Genomic DNA, 26850 nt, shown 5'->3' with positions numbered 1-26850 from the left:
CACGTGGCTCCGCCACGCGGGCGCTCCGGCGCCTTACGATCGCACGCACCAGACGCCGCCGGGCCCGCCCTTCGGGCGGACGACGGGAATTTGACGACAGGGCCTAGCTCCCGGCGCCGGCCCCGTCCCGGCGCTCCCTCACGAAGAACGTCCGCCGATCCCCGTACGGTTCCACAACTGCTCCTGAACGCCCATGCGCTCGCGCAGCCGGGTCAGGCGCGGCATCCGGGACCGCTGCTCCTGCGAGACGCGGTCCAGTTCCTCCAGCAGCCGGCGTGAGCGGTGCTCGGTGTCCATCTCGTCGAGGATGCGGTTGACCTCCGTGAGCACGGCGCCCAGCAGCTGCCAGTGCCCCTCCTCACGCTCGGCCTCCTCCCGCAGCAGCAGGGCGAGCTTGTCGCGGGTGCCCCCCGCCGTGCGCAACTCGGCGGCGAGCCGGGACTCCGCCGCGTCGGCGTTGCTGCTGACGTGCGTGGTGACCAGCACCGAGAAGCTGACCACCGCGTCGGCGATCTCGGACAGCAACTGCTCCAGGACCGCGCCCGTCTCCTTCGCGAACAGCGGCTCGGGCTCACGTTCCTTCGCGAGGTCGGTCAGGGTGCGCGCGAGCACCCGCAGGACGACCGTGCAGATCTCCAGCGTGTCCAGCCCGGTGCGCAGCACCACGCGGTGCAGCAGGCTGTCGCGCACGCGCGGATTGAGCCGGAGACTGTCCTCGGCCTGCCGGAGCGCCGCGTCCACCTCGACGATGTCGTGGTCCAGCCGGCGCGCCTCGTGCAGCCGGGCCGCGGCCTGCTCGAACGGGGTGTGACCGGCGGCCTCCTCGCCGATGCGCAGCATCAACTGCCGCACCCGGCGGGCCAGTCCCTCCAGCGACTCACCGGCCTCCTCCACCCACACCGGCGGCGCGAGCAGCAGATTGAAGCCGAGCCCGACCACCGCGCCGATCAGCGTCTCCACGACCCGCGCCCAGGCGGTGTCCCCGACGGTCGTCACCCCGAGGACCAGCATGGCGCTGATCGCCACTTCGGGCACGTACTCGTTCACCCGCACCAGATGGCCGACCGCCAGCGAGGCCACGATCAGCAGGGCGAGGCTCCACCAGGTCAGGCCGACCAGGAGGCTGAAGGCGATGGCCACCAGGACGCCGGCCACCACGGAGTTCACGCGGCGGATGCCGTTGGTGAGCGTGGCGTAGAAGGTGACCTGGACGACCAGCAGCGCGGTCAGGGGAGAGGTCAGCGGGGCGGCCTCGGGGCTCAGGCGCAGCGCGATGACGTAGGCGATCGTCGCCGCCGCCGCCGAACGCAGCGTCTGGACCACCACGGGATCCCGGCGCAGCTTCGCCAGCCGCTCCCGGACCGGCGTTCCCTCACGTGCCTCTGGCATCCTCGGGCTGCTCCCCTTCCATCCACAGATGCTTCCCACCCCGCTTGCGGAACGTGACGGTCCGCAAGGACCCCCAGAGTGATCGCAGCGGCCGTGGTACGGCAAGGGGCCGGGCTGGTGATCGTCGACACCCGCGCGCCGCCGGACCGGGCGCCCGGCCGGGTCCGGGGCTGAGGAAAACCCCCGCCCCCACCCCGTGGTTGTCCGCACCCGGGGACGGAGGACCACCGGATGGCCCCCGTCCGCCCGGGACGCAAGCCTTGGATCATGAATCGGCATCTCACCGGATCAGTGCTGACCCTGTTCATCATCCTCGCCGCCCTGGCGACCGGCATCCCGGCCACGGCGGCACCGCCCGCCCGCACGGTCGTCGAGGCGCTCGACCGTGCCGCCCACCCGCTGCGAACCGTCGAACCGGGCGGCGACACCGCAGATCTGCGTCCTGTGGACCGGATGGTCGGCGGCGCGCGGGTCGTCGGCCTGGGGGAGGCCACGCACAGCTCGCACGAGTTCTTCGCGCTCAAGGCCCGCGTCTTTTGGCATCTCGTCGCCCAGAAGGGCTTCCGCACCTTCGCCCTGGAGGCCCCCTGGAGCACCGGTCTGCGCCTGGACGCCTATGTGCTCCACGGCAAGGGCGACCCCCGGCGCATCATGCGCGAGGAGTTCCAGCGGGACTTCCTGTGGTGGAACAACACGGACTATCTGCGGCTCGTCGAGTGGATGCGCGCGTACAACCTCCGCCACCCCGACGACCCCGTCCGCTTCCTGGGCGACGACATCGCCTGGAGCGGCCCCGAACTGTACGACGCGGTCGAGGACCACGCCGACGGCGCCCACCCCGGGCTGAGCGCCCGGCTCGCCGAGCTCTACCGCGGCCTGCGGCCCACCGTGCCGACCGGCAGGTACATCGAGGAGTACCTGAAGCTGCCGTACGCCGAACGCAGGGAGCGGGCGGCGCGCACGGGCGAGGCGCTGCGGCTGCTCCGGCGGACGGCTCCCGGCAGCGACCGCGCGGCGCACGCCTGGGCGATCCGGCAGGCGACCGTGATCGACCAGACCGCCCGGCAGTACGCCTTCGACCTCGCGGACCCGGCCGGGGTCGCCGCGGCCATGCGCTACCGCGACGCGACCATGGCGGCCAACGTGGTGTGGTGGCAGCGGCACACCGGCACCAAGGTGCTGCTCTCGGCGCACAACAACCACGTCGGCTACGTCCCGGAGGACCCCGCCGAGAACCCCGAGGTCCAGGGCGCGTTCCTGCGCGACAGCCTCGGGGCGGGCTATGTCTCCGTCGGCCTGACCTTCGGCCGGGGCTCGTTCAACGCCACGGGACTGGACGACGACGTGATCCGCCGCTGGACGCTGGGGCCAGCGGGCCCGGACGGCAACGAGCGGACCCTGGACCGGGTCCGGCACCGCGACTACGTCCTCGACCTGCGGTCCGTCGGCGCACCGGCCCGCGAGTGGCTGCGCCGGGCCCGGCCGACGCGCGGTATCGGCACCGCCTACCCGGACGGGCCGCACGACATCGCGCTCGCCCGCAGCCACGACGTACTGATCCACCTCCACCAGGTGCGGGCGGCGCGGCTGCGGGACCGGTAGGCGCCCGTCAGACGTACAGCTTGTCGAGGAAGGCGGACAGATTGCCCGTGGCGCGGGCGATCTGCTCCTCCAGCGTCAGACTCTCCTCGAAGCGGGCTCCGGAGTCCGGGACCTTCTTGCCGCGCAGGTAGAGGGAGCACGCCAGGTCGGTGCACATGTACAGGCCGACGGAATTGCCCTCCCGCCCGGCGGGGCCCGCCTTGCGCGCGGTCATCAGGGAGACGCCCCCGCCCCGATGGGTCGTCAGACACAGGGAGCACATGCTGCGGTGCAGGAAACCGCGCTGCGAGGACGGGAAGCGCAGGGTGACGCCCACCGCGCGCCCCTCCCGCTCGGTCACCAGATAGCTGCGATCGGGTGCTCCCGGATCCCGCCAGCCCAGGAAGTCGAGGTCGTCCCACGGGCGTTCGTCGAGGTCACGGGGGAGGGACAGCCGCTTGGCCTCGCCCTTCGAGCAGTTGATGAAGGAGTTGCGGATGTCCGGGTCGGTGAGCGGCCTCATGGGTGGGCTCCTGAATGAGTCGGTCCGGCAAACCTAGAGGCTCTAGGTTCGTGGCTAGGTCAGGCAGGATCGCAGGAGTGAGGGACGTGCGCCAGTGAATTACGGCGACGCCGGCTCCGGCGGCCACACCCCGGGTGCGAGCACGCCCTTCGCATAGGCCCGGGCCACCAGCTCCGTACGGTTCGCGGCGTCCCACCGTGCCGACAGGCGCCGCAGGTGGTAGTTCACGCCGTCCACCGTCAGCCCCGTCTCCCGCGCGGCCCGCGCCGTCGTGGCACCCCCGGCGAGAAGGGCCAGGACGCGGGCCTCGATCGGCGCCACCTTCGCGGGCCTGCGCTCGGGCGCCTCGCGGTCACCGAGGACGCGGAGCATCACCAGCAGCGTCGGAGTCTCCTCCACCGTGTCGCTCACCGGGTCCGCCGTCAGCTCGCCGTGCCGCTCCGCGCCGTCGGGTGCCTGCCAGCGCACCGACACCTGGTACCGCGAGCGGTGCCGCAGCCGCAACGCCTCGGCGATCCGCTCCACCTGGGTCGCCTCCTGCGGCCGGAACAGCTCCAGCACGTCCCGGCCGCGCAGCCGCCCCGGCGGCGTACCGCACTCCGCCGCCATCGCCGGATTGGCCAGCAGCACGGCGCCGTACACATCACAGACCGCGATCGGCACCGAGACCCGGTCGAAGACCATCAGGGCGCGGTTGCGCCACACCACGGCCTCCGGGTGCAGCCAGCCCACGAGCACCTCCTGTCCCTCGGCGCAAGAGCGACGTACGCCCCGGCACTACACAATCATGTAGTGCCGGGGCGCGGGCGGCCGGTACCCGTCGATCACGCTTGATCGCAGGAACTCCGTACCGCGAAAGGCAGTTGTCGCGCCATGCCCCCCACCGCGCTGCACCCGCAGACCACGGACGCCCTCCCCGGCGTCCCCCTCGTCGACATCACCTCCGTCGGACCCGGCGGCACCCCGATCCAGCAGGCCATGGCGCTGATGCGGGAGCACGGGCCGGTGTTCGTGCGGCGGCTGCACGGGCGGGACACCCTGTTCGTGGGCGACCTGGACCTGGTGGCCGAACTAGCCGACGAGCAGCGGTTCGCCAAGCACGTCGGGCCCGGCCTGGAGAACGTCCGCGAGTTCGCCGCCGACGGCCTGTTCACCGCGTACAACGACGAGCCCAACTGGGCCAAGGCCCACGACATCCTGATGCCCGCCTTCGCGCTCGGCTCGATGCGCACCTACCACCCGGTGATGCTGAAGGTGGCCCGCCGGCTCGTCGAGTCCTGGGACCGCGACGCCCGCGCCGGACGGCCGGTGAACGTCCCCGACGACATGACCCGGATGACCCTGGACACCATCGGGCTCGCCGGCTTCGGCTACGACTTCGGATCCTTCGAGCGGCCCGAGCCGCACCCCTTCGTCGAGTCGATGGTCCGCTGCCTGGAGTGGAGCATGACCCGGCTCGCCCGGGTCCCGGGCCGGGACTACTCGGCGGCGGACGCCGCCTGCCGCACTGACTCCGCCTATCTCGCGAAGGTCGTCGACGACGTCATCGCCGCCCGCACCGGCACCGACCAGAGCGCCGCCGAGGACCTCCTCGGCCTGATGCTCACCGCCGAGCACCCCGCCGACGGCACCACCCTCGACACCGCCAACATCCGCAACCAGGTCATCACCTTCCTGATCGCCGGCCACGAGACCACCTCCGGCGCGATGTCCTTCGCCCTGTACTACCTGGCCAAGCACCCGACCGCGCTCCAGCTCGTGCGGCGAGAGGTCGACGAGCTCTGGGGCGACCAGGCCGACCCGGAGCCGACGTACGACGAGGTCGGGAAGCTGGCGTACACCCGCCAGGTCCTCAACGAGGCGCTGCGGCTGTGGCCCACCGCAGCCGTGTTCTCCCGGCAGGCCCGCGAGGACACCCTGCTCGGCGGACGCATCCCGCTGCGCGCCGGGCAGGCCGCCCTGGTGCTCACGCCGATGCTGCACCGGCAGCCGGTCTGGGGCGACAACCCCGAGCTGTTCGACCCCTCGCGCTTCACACCCGAGGCCGAGGAAGCCCGGTCCGTGCACGCCTTCAAGCCCTTCGGCACCGGTGAACGGGCCTGTATCGGGCGGCAGTTCGCGCTGCACGAGGCGACCATGCTGCTGGCGATGCTCGTCCACCGCTACCGGCTGCGCGACCACGCCGACTACCGGCTCACGGTCAAGGAGACCCTCACCCTCAAGCCCGAGGGCTTCACCCTCGCCCTGACCCCGCGCACCACCGCCGACCGCGCACACGCCCCGCTGCCGGGCGCCGTCCCCGCCGCCGCGCAGGCCGAGTCCGACACGGCCGTGCTCCCCGCCCGCGTCCGCCCCGGCACCAGCGCTCTGTTCCTGCACGGCAGCAACTACGGCACCTGCCGCGACTTCGCCGCCCAGCTCGCCGACGAGGCCGCCGCGATCGGCTGCGAGACCCAGGTGGCGCCCCTGGACGACTACGCCGGCGGCCTGCCCACCGACCGCCCGGTGGTGATCACCGCCGCCTCCTACAACGGCCGCCCCACCGACGACGCCACCGCCTTCGCCGCCTGGCTGGACGAGGCCCCCGACGCCACGGACGTCACCTACGCCGTCCTCGGCGTCGGCGACCGCAACTGGGCCGCCACCTACCAGCACGTCCCCACGCGTTTCGACGCAACGCTCGCCGACCTCGGCGCCACCCGCCTCGTCGACCGCGCCGCCGCCGACGCCTCCGGTGATCTCACCGGCGCGGTACGGGACTTCACCGCCCGGCTCCGTACGGCGCTGCTGGAACGGTACGGCGACCCGGACGCGACCGCCCCCGCCGACGCCGGGCCGGCCACGGCGTACCAGGTCCGCACGCTGACCGGAGGCCCGCTGGACGCCCTCGCGCAACGGCACGGCCTCGTCCCCATGACGGTCACCGAGGCCCACGACCTCACCGCCCCCGGCTACGCTCGCCGCAAGCGCTTCGTCCGCGTCGCCCTCCCGGACGGCGTCACCTACCGCACCGCCGACCACCTCACCGTTTTGCCCGCCAACGCCCCCGCCCTGGCCGAGCGAGCCGCCGCCGCGCTCGGCGTCGACCTCGACACCGTCCTGGACATCCGCGCCACCCGCCCCCGCCGGGACGGCCTCGCGGTCGACCGGCCGGTGTCCGTACGCCAACTCCTCACCCGCCACGTCGAGTTGCAGGAGCGCCCGAACGCCGCCCAACTCGCCGCCCTCGCCGCCGCCAACCCGTGCCCGCCGGAGCGCACGGCGCTGGCGAACCTGACCGACGACCCCCGCACCCTGGTCGAGGTGATCGAGGACTTCCCGGCCCTGCGCGGCGCCCTCGACTGGCCGCGACTCCTGGAAATCCTCACCCCGCTGCGCCCCCGCCACTACTCCATCTCCTCCTCGCCGGCCGTCGACCCCGGCCACGCGGACCTGATGGTCTCCCTGCTGGAGGCCCCCGCCCGCTCGGGCAAGGGCCGCTACCGGGGGACCGGCTCCGGCCACCTCACCGGCATCGAACCCGGCGACACGGTGTACGCCCGGGTCCAGCCCTGCCGGGAGGCCTTCCGGATCGACGCGGGCACGCCCGTCGTCATGGTCGCCGCGGGCACCGGGCTCGCCCCGTTCCGCGGAGCCATAGCCGACCGTACGGCGGCCCGCGCGACCGGCACCGAACTCGCCCCCGCCCTCTGCTACTTCGGCTGCGACGCCCCCGACGCCGACTTCCTGCACGCCGACGAACTGCGCGCCGCCGAGGCCGCCGGCGCCGTCTCGCTCCGCCCGGCCTTCAGCGCCGCCCCGCAGGACGGAGTGACCTTCGTCCAGCACCGCATCGCCGCCGAGGCCGACGAGGTCTGGGAACTGCTCGGGGCGGGCGCCCGGGTGTACGTGTGCGGGGACGGTTCACGGATGGCGCCGGGGGTGCGCGAGGCGTTCCGTACGCTGTACCGGGAGCGCACGCCGGGCGCCGACGACACGGCGGCCGGGCGGTGGCTCGACACACTGATCGCGGACGGCCGCTACGTCGAGGACGTGTACACGGCCGGCTGATCGACGGGGACCGAAGGGGCGGGGTGGGCGCACGGTGGTGGACTCCTGGGAACGGGCCCGGCAGGTCCTGGACGCGGCGGGCATCCCGCCGGACCACCTCGCCCACCTCCGCCCGCTGACGGGCGGCACCTACAACACGGTCGAGGAACTCCTCCTCACCGACGGCCGCCGGTACGTGCTGAAGGTGCCGCCCCCGCCGACCGTCCCGGGACTGAGCCACGAGAACCGGCTGCTGGTGTCCGAGGCGCAGTTCTACCGGAGCGCCGCCGAGGCGGACGTGCCCGCACCGCGTGTGGTGGCCGACGGGGACCGGCTGCTGATGACCGCCTGCCCCGGCGAACCCTGGAACGGCGAGCTCACCGACACCGAACGAACCGCCCTGCGCACGGAGTTGGGCCGCCAGGTGGCCCGCCTGCACCGGGTGACCGGACCGGCCTTCGGCTACCCCTCCGGCGCCCTCGGCCCGCTCGCCCCCGACTGGCGCACCGCCTTCACCGGGATGCTCGACGCCGTCCTCGACGACGCCCGCCACTACCGGCCCACGCTGCCCCGCCCCGCCGACGCCGTCGCGGACACGCTCCGGGCCGGCTACGACACCCTCGACGAGGTCACCGTCCCGTGCCTGGTCCACTTCGACCTGTGGCCGGGCAACATCCTGGTGGACCGGGCGTCGGGGGAGGCCCGGATCGGCGGGCTCATCGACGGCGAGCGCATGTTCTGGGGCGATCCTCCCCCAGTGCCTGAACGGCCTGGGGGGACCCCCAGCCGACTTCGTCTCCCTGGCCCTGCTCGGCGACATCAAGCAGGACGACGCCTTCCTCGCCGGATACCGGGAGGCCGGAGGACGGGCCGACTTCGACGCCCCGGCCCGCCTGCGCCTGGCCCTCTACCGCTCCTACCTCTACCTGATCATGCTCACGGAGACGGCCCCCCGGGCGGCCGACGCCGCACAGCACCGCTGGGTCCAGGACTCGGTCGCCCCGGAGCTCGTGGCGGCACTGGCCGAGATCGAGGACCTGACCTCGTAGACCGGCTCGTGGTCCGGTACGGGACCTCAGACGGGGCAACCGTACGGCCGTGCTGCAACGCCTGTACTTCGACGGCCCCCTCAGCCGCTTCGAACTCGGCCCGGCGACCGGACTGAGCTCCGGTTCCGTCAGCAACGTCGTCGCCGAGCTGATCGCCGACGCCTGGTCGAGGAGGCCGGCAGCGTCGACTCCGACGGCGGCCGCCCCCGCATCCTGCTGCGCGTCGCGCCCGCCAGCGGCCACATGATCGGCGTCGACGTGGGGGAGACCCGGGTACGGATCGGGCTCTTCGACCTCACCCTCACCGAACTCGCCCGCGCGGAAAGGCCGTTGACGCAAGCGCGGTACGAGGTCGAGGGCATCGTCGGCCACGTGCGCGACGGCATCGCCGAGGTGCTCTCGGACGCCGGCATCGCACCCGAGCGGCTCCTCGGCGTCGGCATCGGCGTCCCCGGGATCGTCGAACCCACACCGGGCCCCGGCGCCGTCGTGCACGGACAGACCATCGGCTGGGACGCCGTACCGCTGGAGCGGCTCCTGCGGGCGGCTCCCCGCTCCCGGACGGCGTCCCGTACTTCATCGACAACGGCGCCCGCACCCTCGGCCAGGCCGAGATGTGGTTCGGCGGCGGACGCGGCGCCCGCAACGCGCTCGTCGTGCTCTTCGGCTCCGGCGTCGGCGCCTGTCTGGTCACCCCCGAGGTGGAGCACGGACGGGCCGTCGAGTGGGGTCATCTGACGGTACGCGTCCGGGGGCGCCGCTGCCGCTGCGGTGCCCTCGGCTGCCTGGAGGCCTACGCGGGCGCCGAGTCGCTGCTCGCGCGCTGGCGCGAGGAGGGCGGGAGCGCCGGAGGGCACCGACGAGGAGACCGCGCTGGCGGCGATGCTGGCCGGCGCGTATCCGCCCGAGGGCGAGGCCGCCGACCCGGTGGCGCTCGCCGTACTGGAGGAGACGGCCGAGTACGTGGGCGCGGGCCTGTCCGACCTGATCAACCTCTTCCAGCCCGAGCGCATCCTGATCGGCGGCTGGGCGGGACACCAGCTCGGCGCCCGCTTCCTGCCCGCCGTACGCCGGTACGCGGCTTCCTACGCCCTGCGGCACCCGGCCCAGAAGGTCACCGTCGACCTCGGCCGGCTCGGTCCGGACGCGGTCACCGTGGGTGCCGCGATCCTGCCGCTCGCCGACTTCTTCGCGCGGGGCGGCCGACGCGCCGAACCGGCGGCACAGGCGCCGGGGCCCGCCTGGCGGACGGCTTCCTCGGAGCGGGTGCCGCACTGAGGTTTCGCCGCTCGCGGGAGCGGTACTCGCGGTGCCCTGACCTTGGACGACGCGCAGGAGGTGCACCATGGCCGACGACCGTCGCGAGGCGCCGGAGCAGAACGGCGGGCCGGTTCCGCGAGATCTGCCGGACCAGCAGGCGAACGAGGGGGAGGACCCCTGGGAGGTGCCGGTCGCGCCCGCCGACGACGCGGGCGAGGACGACGACGTCCCCGACACGGACGAGGCGGGCACGAGCCGGCAGGGCGCGTCCCCGTCGGGCGCGGTCCATCCGGAACATCCGGCACCCGAGGAGCCGCCCGGCTGAGCCGGGTCAGCCGACCTTGCGCCCCCGCATCGGCTCCGTGGGCGCGCCCTCACCGCGCTGGAGGCCCTGCAGGAACTCCTCCAGCACCTCGGTCGCCGTACGCTCCGGCCGCCAGCTCAGTTCCGCACGGGCCCGTGTGCAGTCCATCAGCGGCAGCCGCAGCACCGCGTCGAAGAGGTGCGGGGAAGCGGGCAGCAGGTGCAGCCCCCACGCGGCGGCAATCGCCGAGCGGGCCGCCGGGCGGGGCAGCCGGACCGGGCGGGCACCGAGCATCTCGCCCAGCAGCCCCGCGTCGATCGGAGGGTCGGCCGCCAGGTTGAACGCGCCCCGCACGTCGGACTTCACGGCCAGCCGATACGCCGTCGCCGCGTCGTCCGTGTGCAGGGCCTGGACCCGCAGTCCCGGAATGTCCGGCAGGACCGGCAGCAGTTCGGGCCGGGCCAGCGGACCCGGCAGGAAGCGGCCCCCGAAGATACGGCGCTGCTCGCTCGCCGACTCCCGCTTGAACAGGAACGCCGGCCGCATCCGCACCACCCGCACCCGGGGATGGGCGCGGTCGAAGGTGTCCAGCGTCCGCTCCAGATAGGCCTTCTCCCGGCAGTACGCGGCGTCCGGCCAGCCGTGCGTCGGCCAGGACTCGTCCACGGCGTGGTCCTTCGGCCCCGGCGAGTACGCGCCGACCGACGACGCGTGCACCAGCGCCGGCACCTTGGCCGCGGCCACCGCCTCGAAGACCCGGATGCCGCCCAGCACGTTCGTGCGCCAGGTCCGCGCCGGATCGTGCGTCGGCTGGAACGCCCAGGCCAGATGGACGACGGCGTCGGCACCCGCGAAGACGCCCGCCAGGTCGGCCTGCTCGGAGCCCAGGTCGACCGCCGCCCAGTCCGTCTTCGGCGGCGACCAGTCGGGGATCCGGCGGGCCAGCCCCAGCACGGAGCCGACCTCCGGATCCTCCGAGAGCAGCCGCACCACACTCGTACCGACATTGCCCGTGGCACCGGTGACCACGATCCTGCGGGCCGCTTCGCTGCTCACCTGCGGCTCCTTACGAAGAGCGGGGACGGGGAGCGTCCGAGTACCCGCTCCGAGGCGCTCGCACGCTCCGGGCCCGCACTACGAGGCGAACGCGTCCACCCCGGTGAGCTCCGCCGACAGCGTCCACAGCCGCGCCGCCTGCTCCGGGTCCACCGCCCAGTCCTTCACGCCGGCCCGCTCACCGTCCGCCGGGGCGGGCTCGGCGATGTCGCAGTCCTCCAGGTAGACGCCGCCCAGGCCGGTCAGCTGGGGTGAGGTCGCGGCCCACACCTGGGTCGCGGCGCCCTGCTCGGGCGTCTTGAAGCCGTCCTGCGGGATCGGGTTGCCCTCCTCGTCGATCCAGCCGTGGGCCACCATCTCCTCCTTCGGCAGATGCCGCTGCAGAGGGGTGAGGATGCCGCCGGGGTGCAGCGCGAAGGCCCGTACGCCACGGTCCGCCGCGAGCCGGTCGAGCTGGACGGCGAACAGGACGTTCGCGGTCTTCGCCTGGCCGTAGGCCTGCCACTTGTCGTAGCCCTGCCGCCAGTGCACGTCGTCCCAGCGGATGCCGGAGAAGTGGTGACCGCGCGAGGACACGGACACCACCCGGGCGCCGCCGGGCTCGATCGCCGGCCACAGCCGGTTGACCAGGGCGAAGTGACCGAGGTGATTGGTCGCGAACTGGGCTTCCCAGCCCGGCCCCACCCGGGTCTGAGGGCAGGCCATGATCCCGGCGTTGTCGATCACGATGTCGATCGTGCGCGCCGAGTCGAGGAACCGCTCGGCGAAGGAGCGCACGCTCTCCAGGTCCCCGAGGTCGAGCGTGTCCACCTCGACACCGTCCACGCCGTCGAGCGCCTCCCGCGCGGTGTCCGGCCGACGTGCCGGTACGACGACCCGGGCACCCGCCTTGGTGAGGGCACGCGTGGTCTCCAGGCCGAGCCCCGAGTAGCCGCCGGTGACGATCGCGAGCTTGCCGGAGAGGTCGATGCCGTCCAGGACCTCGTCGGCGGTGCTGTGGGCGCCGAACCCCGAGCCGATCTTGTGCTGTGCAGTGCTCATGTCCGGAACGCTACGAATTGGAGTGCTCTCGAAGTCAAACCGACCCGGCCGGGTGCGCCCACAAAGTGCGCCCACAAAGGAGAGAGCCCCGACCGGGACGGGGGAGCCACGGTCGGGGCGGTCTGTGGTGGGTGCGGATGGCGGTCGCCTCTCGGCGAAAGGCTCCACAGGGCTTCAGCCGAACGATCGTCCCTGTGGGCAAAAGGTGAGGCCCGGGGACACTGTCCCATCCGCACCCACGTGTTGTTCAACGGGCAACCACCCTCGGGTGTTCCGTCTCGGGGGCAGATGCCAGGTGATCTGTGTCACCCTCGCTGACCTGCCGAAACGGTTTCGCTCCACACGTTCTCGGCCTGCAGCAGCAGGGTCCCGAGCACCGTCGCCCGAGCGGCGCCCTGCCCGGCGTGCTCCCGCAGCCAGTCCTGGAGCTCCCGTCGCAGCCGCAGCATCGTGGCCTCGGCCCGGTCGTCCGGACCGGCCTCGCCCTCCCCGGCCTCCAGCAGATGCCTGCTCTCCACCTGGCACTTGTCGCCGATCAGGTCCAGCAGCCCGGCGTACGCGTGCAGCGCGGGCCCGTCGGGCGGCAGGGGAGCGCGTTCTTCGTCGGCCGCGACGGCCAGCGTCCGGGTGAGCGCCCTGATGTGCCCGGTGACCCGGCTCCAGCGCTCGTCCTCCTCTTCCGGCGGCGCCGGCCTCGGAGCGCGCCGCACCCGCAGCGGGCCCGCGGTCAGCCGCAGGCTCTCCCGGCTCCAGCCCCGCGCCGAGCGCAGCGTCTCCAGGCGGCGCTCCAGCCGTGCCGAGGCACTCGACCAGCCGGCCGCGCTCTGCGCGTTCCACTCGGTGTCCCGCAGATCGGCGGCCACGGTGTGCAGGAGGTCCCCCGCCTCCCGGGCCAGTGCCGCGAGGTTCTCCCGGACGTCCCGCAGATGGATCGGCGGCAGTACGAGCGCGTTGACGGCGACCCCGATCACCGCCCCGAGAGCGGCCTGTCCCACCCGGTGCCCGACGGCGGCCGCCCCGGCCGCGCCCGTGGCCAGGGTGAACAGCGCGGTCGTCGCGCCGAAGACGCCCTGGTCGCCGAAGCGCGACCAGTTGGCCAGCAGCATCAGCAGCGGGATCGACAGGGTCAGCGCGCCCAGGGTGCTCCCGGTGAGCGCCAGCGCGGCCGACGCGAGCACCGTCCCGGCACAGATCGCCGTGAACTGCTGCGCGGCCTGGAGCAGCGAGCTGTACACCGTGGCCTGCACCAGGATCAGCGCGACCCAGGACGCCATCAGGGCCATCGGGTCGCCCAGCCACACGCTCCCCACCAGCCAGGCCAGCAGCGCCGCGGCCGCCGCCTTCAGCGACTGCACGATTAGGTCGCGCTCCCGGCCGGGCCCGGCCCAGGCGGCCCGGGCGGCCCTGCCGACGGAGTCCGCCTCCCGCCGTAGCGCGTTGATCACCCGGGCGCCCCCGTCGGTCCGCTGGCGTATGGATTCCGCCGCCCGGGTGACCCGGCGCGCGGGCCGGGCCACCCCCTGCGTCGCACGCGTCATCCGGTGCGCGGGTGCGTGTCCGGGCCGCCCGGCACGTCGGCCAGGGGGCTGTCGGCCAGCGTCGCCAGCAGATGGGCCGGATCGTCGTACACCGCCTGCGCGCCCGCGTCCAGCAGGTCGGCGCGGGGGATGCCGCCGCACAGGACGCCCACACAGCGCACCCCGGCGCGGGTGCCGGCCCGCATGTCCCACACGGTGTCGCCGACGAAGACCGCCCGCTCGGCGGGCACCCCGGCCAGTTCCAGGGCGTGCTCGACGGGCTCCGGAGCGGGCTTGCCCTCGTCGACGTCGTCGGCGCTCGCGGTGGCGTCGATCGCGTCGTCCGCGGAGATCGCCCGGCGCAGCGCGGACAGCTCCGCCCCGCCGGCCGAGGTCGCGAGGACGACGCGCCAGCCCTCGCGGGCGAGTCGTCGCAGCAGCCGGTCCGCGTCCCGCAGCGGGGGCAGCCGGTCGAAGTACTGGCCGTACAGGGCCTTGTGCGCGGCGCTCAGCTCGGCGTCCCGGTCCTTGTCCCGGTCGTCCCCGAGGAGGTGGGCGATCAGATCGGTGGAGCCGAGGCCGACGGCCCGGTGGACGGCGTGCATGGGCACCCGGTGGCCGGTCTGGCGGAAGGCTTCCCACCAGGTCGTCACATGGAGGTGATTGGTGTCGACAAGGGTTCCGTCGACGTCGAACACCGCCGCCCGTTCCATGGGCTGCCCCTTCCTGGCGCGCGAACCGCTTCTCTCGTGCCGGCCGAGTACCACGTCAGACGCCCGCCACTCGGGCCGGTGTCCGGCCCTCGTGGGTCCAGGCCAGCAGCTCCTCCAGGCTCCAGGTGGTCACCACGCGCTCGGCCGGCACCTCGCACTCCTCCGCGCGGGCGCACCCGAGGATCTGCCAGTCCAGCTGTCCGGGCGCGTGCGCGTCGGTGTCGATCGAGAACAGCACGCCCGCGTCGGCGGCCCGGCGCAGCAGCCGGCGCGGCGGGTCCAGCCGCTCGGGCCGGCTGTTGATCTCCACCGCCGTGCCCGACTCGGCACACGCCCTGAACACGTCATCCGCGTCGAACTGCGACTCGGGCCGCCCACGCCCGGTCACCAGCCTGCCCGTGCAGTGCCCCAGCACGTCGGCGTGCGGATCGCGTACGGCCGCCACCATCCGCCGGGTCATCGAGCGGGCGTCCATGCGCAGCTTGGAGTGCACGGACACCACCACGACGTCCAGCCGGTCCAGCAGCTCCGGCTCCTGGTCCAGCGAGCCGTCCTCCAGGATGTCGCACTCGATGCCGGTGAGCAGCCGGAACGGCGCCCAGGTCTCGTTCAGCTCCGCCACCACGTCCAGCTGCCGCAGCAGCCGCTCGGGCGACAGACCGCGGGCCACGGTCAGCCGCGGCGAGTGGTCGGTGAGCGCGGCCCACTCGTGGCCGAGCTCCGCCGCGGTCCGGCCCATCTCCTCGATCGGGCTGCCGCCGTCGGACCAGTCGGAGTGCAGATGGCAGTCCCCGCGCAGCAACGCCCGCAGCCGCCCGCCGGCCCTGCTGTCGGCCCCGGTGGACTCCTCGACGTCGCCCTCCAGCTTCTCCAGATAGCCCGGCGTCCCACCCGCCAGTGCCTCGCGGACCACCTGGGCCGTCTTCGGGCCGACGCCCTTGAGCGACTCCAGCGACCCGGCCTCCGCCCGCTCGCGCACCTCGCCCTCGGGCAGCCCGGCGAGCACGCGGGCGGCCGTCCGGAAGGCACGGACGCGGTAGGTCGGCGCCAGGGCCCGCTCCAGCAGGAAGGCGATCCGCTCCAGGGCCTCGACGGGGTCCATCGCCACCTCCTCCTCCAGAGTTCCCCAGGCTCCCCGGGGACGCACCCCGGACCGCCGGCGCGCGCCACCGGACGCCGGCCGAAGGACCCGTCGATGACTCAAGGACCCGCCGAGGCGAGTAGCGCCTTACGCTCTATTCATGACCGAAAGCATGAGCCCGCACATGGCACACCCGCGGATCATGGTGCTCGGGGTCCAGCCGGGTACGCCTCCGTTTCGCATCATGGAGATCGACGGCATGGTCGTCGGTCAGGCGAGGACCATCACCGACGTCCTGGAGTATGCCGCCGCGTTCGGCATCACCGTCCATGACCTGGACGACCCGGACGTGGTCCGCTGGGTCGGCGGGGACAAGTTCACCTGGCACCACCACTAGGCCCTGTCGTCAAATTCCCGCCTGCCCGGAGGCGTCTGGCACGCACGCTCGCCGCGTTGCCGAACCGCCCACGTGGCTCCGCCACGAGGGCGCTCCGGCGCCTTGCGATCGCACGCTCCCCCACGCTCGAACCGAGCTTCGCCCGGCTCGCGCGGGGGCACCCCCATCGCCGCCTCCGGGCCCGCCCTCCGGGCGGACGACGGGAATTTGACGACAGGGCCTAGACCTGTCCGACTCGCCCCCGGATCGCGACGCCGCCGGTCGGGCTGTCTCCGGTGGTCACCGAGACGTGGTCCACCACCAGTTGCCGCGGAAAGACCGTGGAGCCGTCCGGGTCGCCGGGCCAGTAGCCGCCCACCGCGAGGTTCAGGATCAGGAAGAACGGCTGGTTGAAGACCCATTGCCTGCCGCCCAGGTCGGCGGGTGTGCGGCGCTGGTAGACGTTCCCGTCCACGGACCAGGTGATCGAGTCGGGCGCCCAGTCGACGGCGAAGGTGTGGAAGGCGTCGGCGAAGGCCTGCCCGCCCGGCAGCGAGTAGGCGGCGCCTATGCCGCCCGAACCGGAGTAGCCGGGGCCGTGGATCATGCCGTGCACGGTCGAGGGCTCGAAGCCGACGTTCTCCATGACGTCGATCTCGCCGGAGCCCGGCCAGTTGACGGGGGTGCCCAGCATCCAGAACGCGGGCCACATGCCCTGCCCCCGCGGCACCTTCAGCCGTGCCTCGACGTGCCCGTACTGCGCGGTGAACTTCCCGGCGGTGTTCAGCCGGGCCGAGGTGTACTGGCAAGTTCCGTACCAGCACTGGTAGTTGGCCGGGTTCTCGCGCCGGGCCGTGATCACCAGATGGCCCTGGCCGTCCAGGGCCGCGTTCTTGTTGCCCGAGGTGTAGTACTGCCGCTCGTGGTTGTTGACGTTGTCGCCGGTCTCGCTCTGCCACTTCGACGCGTCGACCGCGGCGCCGGCGGGCCCGTCGAAGGTGTCGGAGAACGCCACCGCCGCCGCCGACCGAGGTGGGGGGAAGGTGTCGCCACTTGATTCAAGGAGTGAGATAAGAAGTCGTCAATACCTTGGTACGGACCAGGATTTCCCATCCTTCGTCCGCCGCCGAAGTGTTGCGTTCCTAGGCTTCTCACCATGAACGCCGCACACATCGGTGAGCTGCTCGCGATCCTGGGCGCGGGCACGGCAGCCGGAGCCGTCAACGCCGCCGTCGGGTCGGGGACGCTGATCTCGTTCCCGGTGCTGCTCGCCACGGGCCTGCCGCCGGTCACCGCCACGGTCTCCAACGCGCTCGGACTGATCCCGGGCTCGATCAGCGGAGCCGTCGGATACCGCGCCGAACTGCGCGGCCAGCGCCGCCGCATCCTGAAGTGGAGCGCCGGCGCCCTGCTCGGCGGGCTCACCGGCGCCGCGCTGCTGCTCGCCCTGCCCGCCTCGGCGTTCGAACGGATCGTGCCGGTCCTGGTGGGGCTCGCCCTTCTGCTGGTCGCCCTCCAGCCGGTGATCAGCAGGAGGCTGAACGTCCGCCGGGCGCGCAAGGAACGCCCCGCGCGCCCCGACGGCGGCCCCCTGCTGCTCGTCGGACTGACCCTGGCCAGCGTCTACGGCGGCTACTTCTCCGCTGCCCAGGGCATCATCTACGTCGCCCTGATGGGCATGCTCCTCGACGACGGCCTGCAACGCCTCACCGCCGTCAAGAACGTGCTCGTCGCCGTGGTCAACTCCGTCGCCGCGCTCTTCTTCCTCGTCGTCGCCGACTTCGACTGGACGGCCGTCGCCCTCCTGGCCGTCGGGTCCGCGGTCGGCGGCCATCTCGGAGCCACCGTCGGCCGCCGCCTGCGTCCCGCCGTTCTGCGCACGTTCATCGTGGTCGTCGGCACCGTCGCCATCGTCCAGCTGGTCGTGCGGTTCTAGGCGGACTCGCCCTGGGCCTTCCGGGAGCGCGACCCGCGCGCGTGCACGGCGCGGCTCAGCCGCCGGCCCAGCAGCAGATAGCCGACCAGGGCGCCGGTGGTGTTGAGGATGACGTCATCGACGTCGAAGGCGCGCCCGGTGACCAGGGCGCCCTGGGCGAACTCGACGAGGAGCATGACGGTCGCCGTCAGCAGGAGCACGCGCAGCACACCGCGCGTCCTCGGGGCGACGACCGGGACCAGGACGCCGAACGGCACGCCCAGCAGCAGATTGCCCCCGATCTGCCGGACGGCGTCGCGCAGTTCGGGCTGGTCCAGATAGGCCCGCAGCGAACGGCCCGGCCGCAGGTTGGTGTGCGTCAGGGCCTCCGACGCCGGGGACGGCTCCAGGGTGAGCTTCGCCAGGACGACGGCGAAGGCCACCATGAACGCGAACGCGCACACCATGGCCAGCAGCCGGGCGAGGAAGCGCAAGGGGTGCCGCTCGGATCGCGGGGACGGCTCGGACTTGAAAGATTTGGGAGTGCGCCCGGACTTGGCAGTGCGCCCGGATTTGGCAGTGCGCCCGGACGTGGCGGCGCCTGCGGACTTGGGAGTGCCGGGGTGCAACGCGGCACGCGAACGTGGGGTTCTACGGGCCATGCGGTCCTCCAGTCTTCAACTTCCCTTCGTAGTAAGGGGATTACCCCGGACCGGCGACATGATGCCCACCGTGCGGCTCCCGGTCCCGGCCGCCCGCGGTTTCCCTTCACGCTGTCGGGGCACTCCGGGCGGAGACCCGCGCGCGCCGCCGCCTCTGTCACCCGAGGCGGTGTTTGGATGACGCGGAACGGAAGTAACGGACATCTGGCCCGCGGAGGTGCCCCAGCATGGACCGGCGTACGACGCTTGTCGCCACGGCCGAGTTCCTGGCCTGGTGGGCCGCGCTCGCCGGGCTGTGGCTGATCCTCGTCAGCGCCGTGGACACCCTGGAACTCGCCGTCGGCGCGGGCGCCGCCGCCGTGGCCGCGCTCGCCGCAGTCGCCGCGCGCCGGGCGGTGACCGCAGGGTGAACGGCTGGCTCCTCGCGGCGTCCGTCGTACTCGGCGCGGGACTGGGCGCCACCCTCTGGGGCGTCGCCACCGGACCGCTCAGGCGCCGGGTCGTGGCACAGAACGTGTCCACCGCGCTGGCCTGCCCCGGACTGCTCCTCCTCGCCCAGGGCTACGACCGCTCCGCATACGTCGATCTCGCCCTGGTCCTCGCCCTGCTCGGCCCCGTCGGCACCCTCGTCTTCGCCCGTCTGCTGACCGACGAACTCGCCGACGACCCGCCCCGCGCCTGGGGCGTGACCTGGGCCGCAGCCGGGCTCGCCGCGGGCGTGGTCGCGGCGCTGTGCGCGGCCGTCGGACCGAGCCGGGCGATGGCCAAGCTGCTCCTCGTCGGCGCGCTGCTGATCGGCGGGAACGTGGTCGCCTCGCGCGCGCTGTCCGGCGGGATCGCGGGGGTGCGCGGTGGCTGACGCGGTCGTCGTCGTCGCGCTGCTGCTGGTCGCCGGCTCCGCGACCGTGGCCGTACTGGTCCGCGACCCCGTCCGCCAGGCCCTCGTCCTGGCCGTCCTCGGCGTCGTGCTCGCCGTGCTCTTCACCGCCGTACAGGCACCGGACGTCGCCCTGTCGCAACTCGCGGTCGGCGGCGCCCTCACGCCGCTGTTGCTGCTCCTCGCCGTACGCAAGGTCAAGCGGCGCAAAGGGCGTGAGCGATGAGCCCGCGCACCCGGCTCGGGCTCGTCGCCTTCGGTCTCGCCGGCCTCGCCGTGCTCCTCGTCGCCGCCTGTCTGCGGCTCCCCGGCTTCGGCGGCGACAGCCACCCCTACGGCGACCGCGCGGTCCGCGAGTCCCTCGCCCGGCACACCGCCAACACCATCGCCTCCGTCAACTTCGACCAGCGCGCCTTCGACACCCTCGGTGAGATGACCATCCTGTTCGCGGCCGTCGTCGGCTGTGTCGTCCTGCTGCGCCAGACCCGCGACGAACACCGAGCCCGCCCCCGACCCGCCGACGTGGCCCCGCCGGTGCGCCGGTACGCCCTGATCGTCCTGCCGATCGCCCTGGTCACCGGCCTGTACGTCATCGCGCACGGCCAGCTCAGCCCCGGCGGCGGCTTCCAGGGCGGCGTCGTCGCCGCGACCTCCCTGCACCTGCTCTACCTCGGCGCCGACTACCGCGCCCTGGAACGCGTCCGCCCGGTCGGCCTGTACGAGGTCGGCGACGCCGTGTCGGCCTCGGCGTACGTCGTCACCGGACTCGCGGGCCTCATCGGCGGCACGGCGTTCCTCGCCAACACCCTGCTGCCGTACGGCACGTTCAACACCCTGTCCTCCGGCGGCACCGTGCCGCTGCTGAACGCGGCCATCGGCATGGAGGTCGCCTGCGCGGTCGTCGTGCTGCTCGCCCGCTTCCTGGACCAGGCCGTCGAGATCGAGGAGGAGAGCGGGACATGAGAGCCGTGATGGACGTCCTGCCGTACCTCGTCGCCGTGTGGATCTTCCTGGCCGGCTGCTACGGCCTGGCCACCAGCCGCAATCTGATCCATGCCGTCGGCTGTCTGTCCGTGTGCCAGTCCGGCACCTACGTCCTGCTGCTGGCCGTCGGCTACCGCGACGACGCCACCGCACCCGTCTTCTCCGACGTCGAGCCCGGCTCACGCCCCGTCGTCGACCCGGTCGTGCAGGCCCTCGCGCTGACGGACGTCGTCGTCGGCGCCACCGTCACCGCGCTCCTCCTCGCCCTCGTCATCCAGGTCGCCAAACGGCACGGCACCGTCGACCCCGACGAACTCTCCGAGCTGCGCGGCTGATGAACGACCTGCTGCCGCTGCTCGTCGCCGTCCCCCTCCTCGGGGCCGCCCTCCTGGTCGCCGGCGGACGCCGGGTCCCCCGCGTCCTCGCCGAGTCCGTGGGCTGTGCCGTCTCGGCGGGCACCGCCGGGCTCGCGATCGTGCTGCTGCTGAACTCCTCGCCGCCGATGACCGAATGGGTCGGCGGCTGGACGCCCGTCGACGGCCGCAGCGTCGGCATCGTCCTGGTCGGGGACGAAGCGGGGCTCGGCATGGCGGCCCTGGCCTCCCTGCTGACCCTCGCGGCGCTGGCGTACTCCTGGCACTACTTCGACGAACCCCCACGCCGCCACGCCGGTTCCTTCCCCGCGCTGATGCTGCTCTTCCAGGCCGGGATGTGCGGGTTCTCGATCGCGGGCGACCTGTTCAACGCGTTCGTGTGGTTCGAGCTGATGAGCGTCGTCGCCTACGCGCTGACCGGCACCCGGGTCGAGGAGGCCAAGGCCGTACAGGGCGCGCTGACCTTCGGCGTCGTCACCTCCCTCGGCGCGTACGCCATGCTCATGGGCATCGGGCTGCTCTACGCCCGCACCGGCGAGCTCGCCATGACGCAGATCGGCCGCGGCCTCGACGCGCACGGGCCGCCGGACGCCCTGGTCCTCGCCGCCTTCGTCCTCGTCCTGACCGGCCTGCTGGTGAAGGCCGCGGCCGTCCCCTTCCACTTCTGGCTCCCCGACGCCCACGCCGTCGCGCCCACGCCCGTGTGCATGCTGCTGTCGGGCGTCATGGTCGAACTCGGGGTGTACGGCGTCTGGCGGGTGTACGGCACCGTCTTCGCGGGACCCGGCGGCATCCCGGCCGCCGACCTGGAACGGGTCCTTATCGTGCTGGGCTCGGTGACGGCTGTGCTCGGCGCGGTCATGTGCTGGTACCAGCGGCACATCAAGCGGTTGCTGGCGTACTCCACGGTCGCGCACACCGGGCTGTTCCTGATCGGCGTCGGCGCCCTCACGCCCGAGGCCGACGACGGCGTCGCGCTGTACGTCCTCGGACACGCCGGTGTGAAGGCCGCCCTGTTCGCCTGCACGGGCATCCTCCTCGACCGGTACGGCACCGTCGACGAGCACGCCCTGCACGGACGGGCCCGGGAACTGCGGGGCGTCGCCGTACTGTTCGCCATGGCCGGACTGGCACTGGCCGGGCTCCCGCCCTTCGGCACGGCGTTCGGCAAGGCCGTCACGGAGGAGGCCGTCGGCGGCCCGGTCGTCGCGCTGTACGTCGCCGTGAGCGCGGTCACCGCCGGGGCCGTACTGCGGGTCGCGGGGCGGGTGTTCCTGGGGCTCGGCCCGACACCCGAGGACGACACCGAGTACGAGACGACCGGCGCCGGGGAGCGCCCCGAGACCCGGCACCGGCTCAGCCGCGTCCCCGACACCATGACCGCCGTCCCCGCCGTGCTCCTCGCCGGCTCGCTCGCCGTCGGTGTGGCCCCCGGCTTCGGCGAGGTCGTGGCGCACGCCGTCAACGAGGCCGGGTCCGGCGGCGCGGTGGTCCCCGCACCGCACTGGAGCCCGGCCGGTGTGCTGCTGGACCTCGCCTCCACCGTGCTGGCCCTCGGCCTCGCGGCCCTCGCCGTCACCCGGCCGACGCTCCTCGCCGCCCCGGACCGCGCACGCCCGCTGCGACGCCTGCAGTCCGGGCACGTCGGGGACTACGTGGCCTGGGTGCTGGTGGGCGCCACGCTGCTCGGCGCGCTGGCCCTGCCGGGACTGCTGTCCTAGCCAGGAAGGACCGCGGGGCTCACGTCCCGTACGTCACCTTCACCTCCTTGAAGCCCAGGGAGCGGAGCAGGCCTTCGAGCATGCCGGTGGTGTTGGTCTCGGCGCGTGCGGTCAGGCCGCTCTCCTTCGCCGCGTCGCCGATGTGCTTCACCGCCAGTTTCTGCACGGCCTGTTCGCCGTTCGGGTTGTCCGAGAAGAGGTCGCCGAGACGGTCGAGGAGACCACGCTCCTTGGAGACGGCGTAGGAGCGGTCGGGGTCCAGGGCCGGCTTGCCGAGGGCGGCGTGCGGAAGCCGGAGCGTGGCGGACGTACGGTCGTCGTTGACCGTGACGTCGTCCTCGCCGACCTCTCCGAGGTCGACATAGGCGTCCACGGTGCCCGCGCCGACGTACAGCGTGCGGGTGCCGCGGATCGCGTCGGGCAGGAACTTGGCGTCCTTCTCCAGATCCACGACGATCTGGAAGTTGCCGGAGGCGGCGTCGTAGCGGCTCATGTCCTGGATGGACTGGAGCAGGGCGGGCCCCGAACGGTCGTTGGTCTCGGTGCCGAACAGGTCCTTCAGGCCGGGGATCACGCTCAGCCGGATCCCGGCGAAGAAGACGACGAGCACCAGGATCAGGGCGCTCACCACCTTCGCCCAGCCGGGCATGCGCTTGTCGATGCGCTTGATGGGAGTCGTCATGGCGACGTTTCTCCTTCCCTCTTCAACCAAGTACCCCCAAATCCCTTGCCGGACCTGTCCGTTGGCCGTGCGTCAGGGCCGCTTCAGCTCCCGGTCCCCGGACACCCGCGACCACCACACCCCTTCACCGTGCGTGAGCCCCGGCAGCCGCAGCTCGACCTCCCGTACCCGGCGGGCCGGCAGCTCGCCGGTGATCAGCCATGACGTCGACCCGCCCGTCGTACCCGTGAACTCGGCTCCGCACGACGCCAGTTGGGCGGACACCGGCGCCAGCGCGTCCAGCGGAACCTCCGTCTCGAACGCGTGGTACGGCTCGTACAGCCGTGTCCCCGCCCGCTCCAGCGCGCGACGCAGCACGATCGGGGTGAGCCCGCGGAAGTCGGCGGCGGTGCTGACCGGGGCGCTGTAGCCGGACCGGGTCAGTGTCACCAGGTAGTCGGTCACCGGTGCGCCGGACGGTCCCGTCTCCATCGTCGCGTGAACCGTGTCCTCGACGGCCTGGTGGAAGGCGCGGGGGAGCGCGCCGAGTTCCGTCTCGTAGGTGAACACCCCGCCCGAGCCACGCGGTCCCGGTCCGACCCGCAGCCCGATCGTCGCCCAGTACCTGGTGTGGTCGTGCCACGGCATCTCCGCCGAGGCCTCGCCCACGCCCCGCGGCCGCTCCAGCAGACGCACCCGGCCCGGCTCGAACTCGGCCTCCACGCCGAAGTCCTGCGCCAGGGTCGCCGCGAGCACCTCCATCTGGACCTCGCCGTACAGCAGCAGCGCGGTGGCGCCGGAGGGCGCGGGCCGGGCATGGAGCAGCGGGTCCTGGTCCGCCAGGGTCAGCAGCGCCGTCCGCAGCGGCGCCGCCTGGGCGGGGTTGCGGGCCCGGACCAGGGTCTGAAGCGTCGGCGGCGCGAACTGCGCGGTCCGGTCGTCCAGTGCGCCGAGCCGGTCGCCGACGCGGATGCCCGGGACGCCGGTCAGCGCGGCGATGTTCCCTGCCGTGAGGGTCTCGGCGCCGCCGAACACGTCGAGGTGCGTGGCCCGGCCGACGACCTCGGTGCTCCGGCCGTCGGACTCCCGGCGCAGGAACGTCAGCCGCCGGCGCCGGGTCACCTCACCCTCGTACAGCCGCAGATACGCCGTGCGCTCACCGCCGGGGCCGGGCCGTACGGCGAGCACCGTGCCGCGCGGTGCGCCGGTCCCGGACGACGGGGCCGGAGGGATGAGCCGGGTGAGGCCCTCGACGAGGTCCGGCACGCCCTGGCCGCCGAGCGCCGAGCCGAAGAAGACCGGGTGGAAGGAGCCGTCGGCCGTCCGGGCGGCGAGAGCCCGGCCCAGTTCGTCCGCGGTCGGTTCGGGGCCGTCCACGACCCCTGCCAGGATGGCGGCGTCCACCTCCGCGAGCGCCTCGGCCAGGTCGGCGCGGACCCGGGGATCCTCGGGCGAGCGCCGCCGTACGCGGGCGTCGGCGGTACCGAGTCCCGTCACCGAGTTCAGCGGTGCGACGTGGGGCGTCAGCCTGGAGCGGACGTCGGCGAGCAGGTCGTCCGAGCGGGCGCCCGCCCGGTCGATCTTGTTGACGAACACGACCGTGGGCAGCCGCAGCCGCCGCAGGGTGCGCATCAGCACACGGGTCTGTGCCTGCACGCCCTCTACGGCGGACAGCAGCAGCACCGCGCCGTCGAGGACCTCCAGGGCGCGCTCGACCTCGGCGACGAAGTCGGAGTGCCCGGGGGTGTCGATCAGGTTGACGTGGGTGTCGCCGACGGTGAACGCGGCGACGGCGGAGCGGATGGTGATGCCGCGCTGCCGTTCGATGGCGCCGTCGTCCGTGCGGGTGTCGCCGCCGTCGACGCTGCCGAGCCGGGGAATCGCGCCGTGGTCGAAGAGCAGCCGCTCGGTGAGGCTGGTCTTACCGGCGTCGACGTGGGCCAGGATGCCGATGTTCAGGGTGTTCGGGGTGTTCGGGGTGTTCGGGGTGTGCATGCGGGGTCGAGTCCTCGATGACCGTGGGCCGGCAGGGGCGCTGGGTGCTGTCGAGGAGTCGGCGCATGCGAGGGATCCTGACGTGAGGGAACGCGGACGCGGCCATCATGGCGCGGCTCCACCGGCGGACGGCAAGCGAATTTCGGGTCCCCGTAGCATGACCCCGGGAGCAGAAACGATCATGCGAGGAGCCGAGTGTGCGAGAGATCGCCGTGTTCAGCGGCAGTGCCCACCCCGAGCTTGCGGCGGAGGTCTGCGCCCATCTGGGGGTGCCGCTCAGTCCCACCCGGGTCAGCCGGTTCGCCAACGACTGCCTTGAGGTGCAGCTTCAGGCCAACTGCCGGGAGCGGGACGTCTATCTGATCCAGCCCCTGGTCCGGCCCGTCCAGGAGCACCTCGTCGAGCTGCTGCTGATGTGCGACGCCGCACGCGGGGCGTCCGCGCGCCGGATCACCGTCGTGATGCCGCACTACTCCTACGCCCGCTCCGACAAGAAGGACGCGCCCCGCATCTCGCTCGGCGGGCGGCTCGTCGCCGACCTGATGGTGGCGGCCGGCGCGAGCCGCGTGCTCGCCATGACCCTGCACGCGCCCCAGGTGCACGGCTTCTTCACGGTGCCGGTCGACCACCTGCACGCGCTGCGTGAACTCGCCGCGCACTTCCGGGAGTACGACCTCACCCGTACGACCGTCGTCTCGCCGGACCTCGGCAACGCCAAGGAGGCCGCCGCCTTCGCGCGGATGATCGGCGCCCAGGTGGCCGCCGGCGCCAAGCAGCGGTTCGCGGACGACCGGGTCAGCATCAGCTCCGTCATCGGCGAGGTCACCGGCCGGGACGTGATCATCCTGGACGACGAGATCGCCAAGGGCAGTACCGTCCTCGAACTCCTCGACCGGCTACGGGAGTTGGGCCCGCGCTCGATCCGCGTCGCCTGTACGCACGGTCTGTTCGCGGCCGGCGCGCTGAAGCGGATCGGCGAGCAGCCCGACGTACTGGAGATCGTGTGCACCAACACCGTGCCGGTCCCCGCGCAGGAGCGCACCGAGAAGCTGCGCGTCCTGTCCATCGCCCCGGCACTCGCCGAGGCCGTGCGCCGCATTCACAACGGGGAGTCCGTAAGCGCCCTGTTCGACGCGCCGGGAACCGAATAGTCCAAGGACGAGGGCGGCCGGCACACGTTCGCGACAGGGGGGCAGCGGGCTCCTCACAACGTGCCGGACGTGGCCTCCGGCTGGTTCAGGGCCGCGTCCAGCGTCGGGTGCGGGGGCAGCAGCCGGGACAGGCCGGTGATCCTCAGGACGCGCAGGGTGAGCGGGTGGGTGCAGACCAGGTGCAGCTGCCCGCCGTGGTCGAGCGCCCGGCCGCGGGCCCGGTAGAGCAGGCGCAGCCCGGAGCAGTCGAAGAACTCGATCCTGCGCAGGTCGATCACGATCCTGGCGTCGGGGTGTGCCGTCACCCGGTCCAGGTATGGCGCGATTTCGACGGCGGCCGCGATGTCGATCTCGCCGTGGAACTCCAGCACCGTGTGACCCCGGTGCCGGTGGACGCGCAGATGCCGACTGAACGGCGCAGGTCCCTGCTGCACGACGACATCGCCTCCAACCTGCTCACTTGCGGCGGGCTGCTCAAATCCAGTCCCCGCACTGCAAGTTACCCCCGACGACCGAATTTGAGCATGTTCGATTGACATATGTCTTCGAATTGCGACAGTCGCTTCGCCAACTGCCGTACGGGGTGCGGGA

Annotated in this window: 24 protein-coding genes and 3 pseudogenes; 14 read left to right on the top strand and 13 right to left on the bottom strand. The window is 73.0% G+C overall.

Annotated features, from left to right (window positions below; genetic code table 11):
- Positions 1-138: 138 nt before the first annotated feature.
- Positions 139-1389, bottom strand: coding sequence for an FUSC family protein (locus AQJ67_RS00315; protein WP_062715853.1), 1251 nt, complete (start codon positions 1387-1389; stop codon positions 139-141).
- Between the two features lie 267 nt (positions 1390-1656).
- Between AQJ67_RS00315 and AQJ67_RS00310 the strand changes: the two genes are divergently transcribed.
- Positions 1657-2991, top strand: a complete 1335-nt coding sequence (locus AQJ67_RS00310) for an erythromycin esterase family protein (RefSeq protein WP_062716726.1) — start codon at positions 1657-1659, stop codon at positions 2989-2991.
- Between the two features lie 7 nt (positions 2992-2998).
- Here AQJ67_RS00310 and AQJ67_RS00305 read toward each other — a convergent pair whose 3' ends face one another.
- Complete coding sequence (locus AQJ67_RS00305) at positions 2999-3493, bottom strand: FBP domain-containing protein (RefSeq protein WP_062715852.1); 495 nt, start codon at positions 3491-3493, stop codon at positions 2999-3001.
- Positions 3494-3592: 99 nt separating this feature from the next.
- Complete coding sequence (locus AQJ67_RS00300) at positions 3593-4177, bottom strand: PAS domain S-box protein (protein WP_062716725.1); 585 nt, start codon at positions 4175-4177, stop codon at positions 3593-3595.
- A 189-nt stretch (positions 4178-4366) separates the two neighbouring features.
- Here AQJ67_RS00300 and AQJ67_RS00295 point away from each other — a divergent pair, with 189 nt between their 5' ends.
- The 4 genes and pseudogenes from AQJ67_RS00295 (at position 4367) to AQJ67_RS00280 (ending at position 10156) form a co-directional block, all read left to right on the top strand.
- On the top strand, positions 4367-7543 hold the full coding sequence (locus AQJ67_RS00295) for a cytochrome P450 (RefSeq protein ID WP_062715851.1): 3177 nt from the start codon (positions 4367-4369) through the stop codon (positions 7541-7543).
- Positions 7544-7577: 34 nt separating this feature from the next.
- Positions 7578-8571: pseudogene (locus AQJ67_RS00290) on the top strand (phosphotransferase family protein).
- 49 nt (positions 8572-8620) lie between these two features.
- Positions 8621-9849, top strand: a pseudogene (locus tag AQJ67_RS00285) (ROK family protein).
- A 67-nt stretch (positions 9850-9916) separates the two neighbouring features.
- Positions 9917-10156 (top strand): hypothetical protein, encoded by a 240-nt coding sequence (locus AQJ67_RS00280; protein ID WP_062715850.1) that lies wholly within the window; start codon positions 9917-9919, stop codon positions 10154-10156.
- Between the two features lie 6 nt (positions 10157-10162).
- On the opposite strand, the gene AQJ67_RS00275 is transcribed toward AQJ67_RS00280, so the two are convergent.
- The 5 genes from AQJ67_RS00275 to AQJ67_RS00255 all read right to left on the bottom strand — a co-directional run bounded on the left by AQJ67_RS00275 (position 10163) and on the right by AQJ67_RS00255 (position 15564).
- Positions 10163-11191, bottom strand: a complete 1029-nt coding sequence (locus tag AQJ67_RS00275) for an SDR family oxidoreductase (RefSeq protein WP_062715849.1) — start codon at positions 11189-11191, stop codon at positions 10163-10165.
- A 78-nt stretch (positions 11192-11269) separates the two neighbouring features.
- A complete protein-coding gene (locus tag AQJ67_RS00270) occupies positions 11270-12232 on the bottom strand; it encodes an SDR family NAD(P)-dependent oxidoreductase (protein ID WP_062715848.1) in 963 nt (320 codons plus the stop codon).
- Positions 12233-12537: 305 nt separating this feature from the next.
- Positions 12538-13770 carry an FUSC family protein gene (locus tag AQJ67_RS00265; RefSeq protein WP_062715847.1) on the bottom strand — a complete coding sequence of 411 codons (1233 nt, stop codon included), beginning with the start codon at positions 13768-13770 and terminating at the stop codon, positions 12538-12540.
- A complete protein-coding gene (locus tag AQJ67_RS00260) occupies positions 13767-14462 on the bottom strand; it encodes an HAD family hydrolase (RefSeq protein WP_062715846.1) in 696 nt (231 codons plus the stop codon). The genes AQJ67_RS00265 and AQJ67_RS00260 overlap by 4 nt, the downstream gene beginning before the upstream one ends.
- Before the next feature lie 55 nt (positions 14463-14517).
- Positions 14518-15564, bottom strand: a complete 1047-nt coding sequence (locus AQJ67_RS00255) for a PHP domain-containing protein (protein WP_062715845.1) — start codon at positions 15562-15564, stop codon at positions 14518-14520.
- A gap of 139 nt (positions 15565-15703) precedes the next feature.
- Between AQJ67_RS00255 and AQJ67_RS00250 the strand changes: the two genes are divergently transcribed.
- Positions 15704-15940 (top strand): hypothetical protein, encoded by a 237-nt coding sequence (locus AQJ67_RS00250; protein WP_062715844.1) that lies wholly within the window; start codon positions 15704-15706, stop codon positions 15938-15940.
- A gap of 226 nt (positions 15941-16166) precedes the next feature.
- Here the strand turns inward: AQJ67_RS00250 and AQJ67_RS00245 are convergent.
- Positions 16167-16946, bottom strand: a pseudogene (locus AQJ67_RS00245) (glycoside hydrolase family 16 protein); the annotation flags it as partial.
- A 129-nt stretch (positions 16947-17075) separates the two neighbouring features.
- Between AQJ67_RS00245 and AQJ67_RS00240 the strand changes: the two are divergent.
- Positions 17076-17855 carry a sulfite exporter TauE/SafE family protein gene (locus AQJ67_RS00240; protein WP_062715843.1) on the top strand — a complete coding sequence of 260 codons (780 nt, stop codon included), beginning with the start codon at positions 17076-17078 and terminating at the stop codon, positions 17853-17855.
- Here AQJ67_RS00240 and AQJ67_RS00235 read toward each other — a convergent pair.
- The gene (locus tag AQJ67_RS00235) at positions 17852-18496 is read right to left on the bottom strand and encodes a VanZ family protein (RefSeq protein WP_079055702.1); all 645 of its coding nucleotides are present in this window, start codon (positions 18494-18496) and stop codon (positions 17852-17854) included. The two genes, AQJ67_RS00240 and AQJ67_RS00235, sit on opposite strands and share 4 nt — an antisense overlap.
- Before the next feature lie 227 nt (positions 18497-18723).
- Between AQJ67_RS00235 and AQJ67_RS00230 the strand changes: the two genes are divergently transcribed.
- Genes AQJ67_RS00230 through AQJ67_RS00205 form a run of 6 tightly spaced genes read left to right on the top strand, consistent with a single transcriptional unit; the run spans position 18724 to position 22452 of the window.
- On the top strand, positions 18724-18906 hold the full coding sequence (locus AQJ67_RS00230) for a hypothetical protein (protein WP_062715841.1): 183 nt from the start codon (positions 18724-18726) through the stop codon (positions 18904-18906).
- Positions 18903-19355 (top strand): MrpF/PhaF family protein, encoded by a 453-nt coding sequence (locus tag AQJ67_RS00225; RefSeq protein ID WP_062715840.1) that lies wholly within the window; start codon positions 18903-18905, stop codon positions 19353-19355. Before AQJ67_RS00230 ends, AQJ67_RS00225 begins: the two co-directional genes overlap by 4 nt.
- Positions 19348-19599 (top strand): hydrogenase subunit MbhD domain-containing protein, encoded by a 252-nt coding sequence (locus tag AQJ67_RS00220; protein ID WP_062715839.1) that lies wholly within the window; start codon positions 19348-19350, stop codon positions 19597-19599. Before AQJ67_RS00225 ends, AQJ67_RS00220 begins: the two co-directional genes overlap by 8 nt.
- Positions 19596-20336: an MnhB domain-containing protein gene (locus AQJ67_RS00215; RefSeq protein WP_062715838.1), complete on the top strand. Its 741-nt coding sequence runs from the start codon at positions 19596-19598 to the stop codon at positions 20334-20336. Before AQJ67_RS00220 ends, AQJ67_RS00215 begins: the two co-directional genes overlap by 4 nt.
- An 8-nt stretch (positions 20337-20344) precedes the next feature.
- Positions 20345-20692, top strand: a complete 348-nt coding sequence (locus tag AQJ67_RS00210; protein ID WP_062715837.1) for a sodium:proton antiporter — start codon at positions 20345-20347, stop codon at positions 20690-20692.
- Entirely contained in the window at positions 20692-22452 is a 1761-nt protein-coding gene (locus tag AQJ67_RS00205) for a complex I subunit 5 family protein (protein ID WP_062715836.1), read from the top strand. The genes AQJ67_RS00210 and AQJ67_RS00205 overlap by 1 nt, the downstream gene beginning before the upstream one ends.
- Positions 22453-22471: 19 nt before the next feature.
- Here AQJ67_RS00205 and AQJ67_RS00200 read toward each other — a convergent pair whose 3' ends face one another.
- Positions 22472-23134 carry a DUF4230 domain-containing protein gene (locus AQJ67_RS00200; protein ID WP_062715835.1) on the bottom strand — a complete coding sequence of 221 codons (663 nt, stop codon included), beginning with the start codon at positions 23132-23134 and terminating at the stop codon, positions 22472-22474.
- A gap of 72 nt (positions 23135-23206) precedes the next feature.
- The gene (gene otr(A), locus AQJ67_RS00195) at positions 23207-25108 is read right to left on the bottom strand and encodes a tetracycline resistance ribosomal protection protein Otr(A) (protein WP_062715834.1); all 1902 of its coding nucleotides are present in this window, start codon (positions 25106-25108) and stop codon (positions 23207-23209) included.
- 197 nt (positions 25109-25305) lie between these two features.
- On the opposite strand from otr(A), the gene AQJ67_RS00190 reads away from it, so the two are divergent.
- On the top strand, positions 25306-26259 hold the full coding sequence (locus AQJ67_RS00190; protein ID WP_062715833.1) for a ribose-phosphate diphosphokinase: 954 nt from the start codon (positions 25306-25308) through the stop codon (positions 26257-26259).
- A gap of 53 nt (positions 26260-26312) precedes the next feature.
- Here AQJ67_RS00190 and AQJ67_RS00185 read toward each other — a convergent pair whose 3' ends face one another.
- Positions 26313-26693 carry an anti-sigma factor antagonist gene (locus AQJ67_RS00185; RefSeq protein WP_062715832.1) on the bottom strand — a complete coding sequence of 127 codons (381 nt, stop codon included), beginning with the start codon at positions 26691-26693 and terminating at the stop codon, positions 26313-26315.
- Between the last annotated feature and the right edge of the window lie 157 nt (positions 26694-26850).

It is taken from the genome of Streptomyces caeruleatus (genome assembly GCF_001514235.1).
Classification (GTDB): domain Bacteria; phylum Actinomycetota; class Actinomycetes; order Streptomycetales; family Streptomycetaceae; genus Streptomyces; species Streptomyces caeruleatus.
This window is presented reverse-complemented; position numbering and strand designations above follow the sequence as displayed.

What these genes read in the sequence shown, in the direction of transcription:
- AQJ67_RS00260 (WP_062715846.1), bottom strand. Translation starts at nt 14,462, where the DNA reads ATGGAACGGGCGGCGGTGTTCGACGTCGACGGAACCCTTGTCGACACC.
- AQJ67_RS00310 (WP_062716726.1), top strand. Translation starts at nt 1,657, where the DNA reads ATGAATCGGCATCTCACCGGATCAGTGCTGACCCTGTTCATCATCCTC.
- AQJ67_RS00200 (WP_062715835.1), bottom strand. Translation starts at nt 23,134, where the DNA reads ATGACGACTCCCATCAAGCGCATCGACAAGCGCATGCCCGGCTGGGCG.
- AQJ67_RS00235 (WP_079055702.1), bottom strand. Translation starts at nt 18,496, where the DNA reads ATGGCCCGTAGAACCCCACGTTCGCGTGCCGCGTTGCACCCCGGCACT.
- AQJ67_RS00215 (WP_062715838.1), top strand. Translation starts at nt 19,596, where the DNA reads ATGAGCCCGCGCACCCGGCTCGGGCTCGTCGCCTTCGGTCTCGCCGGC.
- AQJ67_RS00255 (WP_062715845.1), bottom strand. Translation starts at nt 15,564, where the DNA reads ATGGACCCCGTCGAGGCCCTGGAGCGGATCGCCTTCCTGCTGGAGCGG.
- AQJ67_RS00250 (WP_062715844.1), top strand. Translation starts at nt 15,704, where the DNA reads ATGACCGAAAGCATGAGCCCGCACATGGCACACCCGCGGATCATGGTG.
- AQJ67_RS00280 (WP_062715850.1), top strand. Translation starts at nt 9,917, where the DNA reads ATGGCCGACGACCGTCGCGAGGCGCCGGAGCAGAACGGCGGGCCGGTT.
- AQJ67_RS00230 (WP_062715841.1), top strand. Translation starts at nt 18,724, where the DNA reads ATGGACCGGCGTACGACGCTTGTCGCCACGGCCGAGTTCCTGGCCTGG.
- AQJ67_RS00295 (WP_062715851.1), top strand. Translation starts at nt 4,367, where the DNA reads ATGCCCCCCACCGCGCTGCACCCGCAGACCACGGACGCCCTCCCCGGC.
- AQJ67_RS00205 (WP_062715836.1), top strand. Translation starts at nt 20,692, where the DNA reads ATGAACGACCTGCTGCCGCTGCTCGTCGCCGTCCCCCTCCTCGGGGCC.
- AQJ67_RS00265 (WP_062715847.1), bottom strand. Translation starts at nt 13,770, where the DNA reads ATGACGCGTGCGACGCAGGGGGTGGCCCGGCCCGCGCGCCGGGTCACC.
- AQJ67_RS00210 (WP_062715837.1), top strand. Translation starts at nt 20,345, where the DNA reads ATGGACGTCCTGCCGTACCTCGTCGCCGTGTGGATCTTCCTGGCCGGC.
- AQJ67_RS00315 (WP_062715853.1), bottom strand. Translation starts at nt 1,389, where the DNA reads ATGCCAGAGGCACGTGAGGGAACGCCGGTCCGGGAGCGGCTGGCGAAG.
- AQJ67_RS00270 (WP_062715848.1), bottom strand. Translation starts at nt 12,232, where the DNA reads ATGAGCACTGCACAGCACAAGATCGGCTCGGGGTTCGGCGCCCACAGC.
- AQJ67_RS00305 (WP_062715852.1), bottom strand. Translation starts at nt 3,493, where the DNA reads ATGAGGCCGCTCACCGACCCGGACATCCGCAACTCCTTCATCAACTGC.
- AQJ67_RS00240 (WP_062715843.1), top strand. Translation starts at nt 17,076, where the DNA reads ATGAACGCCGCACACATCGGTGAGCTGCTCGCGATCCTGGGCGCGGGC.
- AQJ67_RS00300 (WP_062716725.1), bottom strand. Translation starts at nt 4,177, where the DNA reads ATGGTCTTCGACCGGGTCTCGGTGCCGATCGCGGTCTGTGATGTGTAC.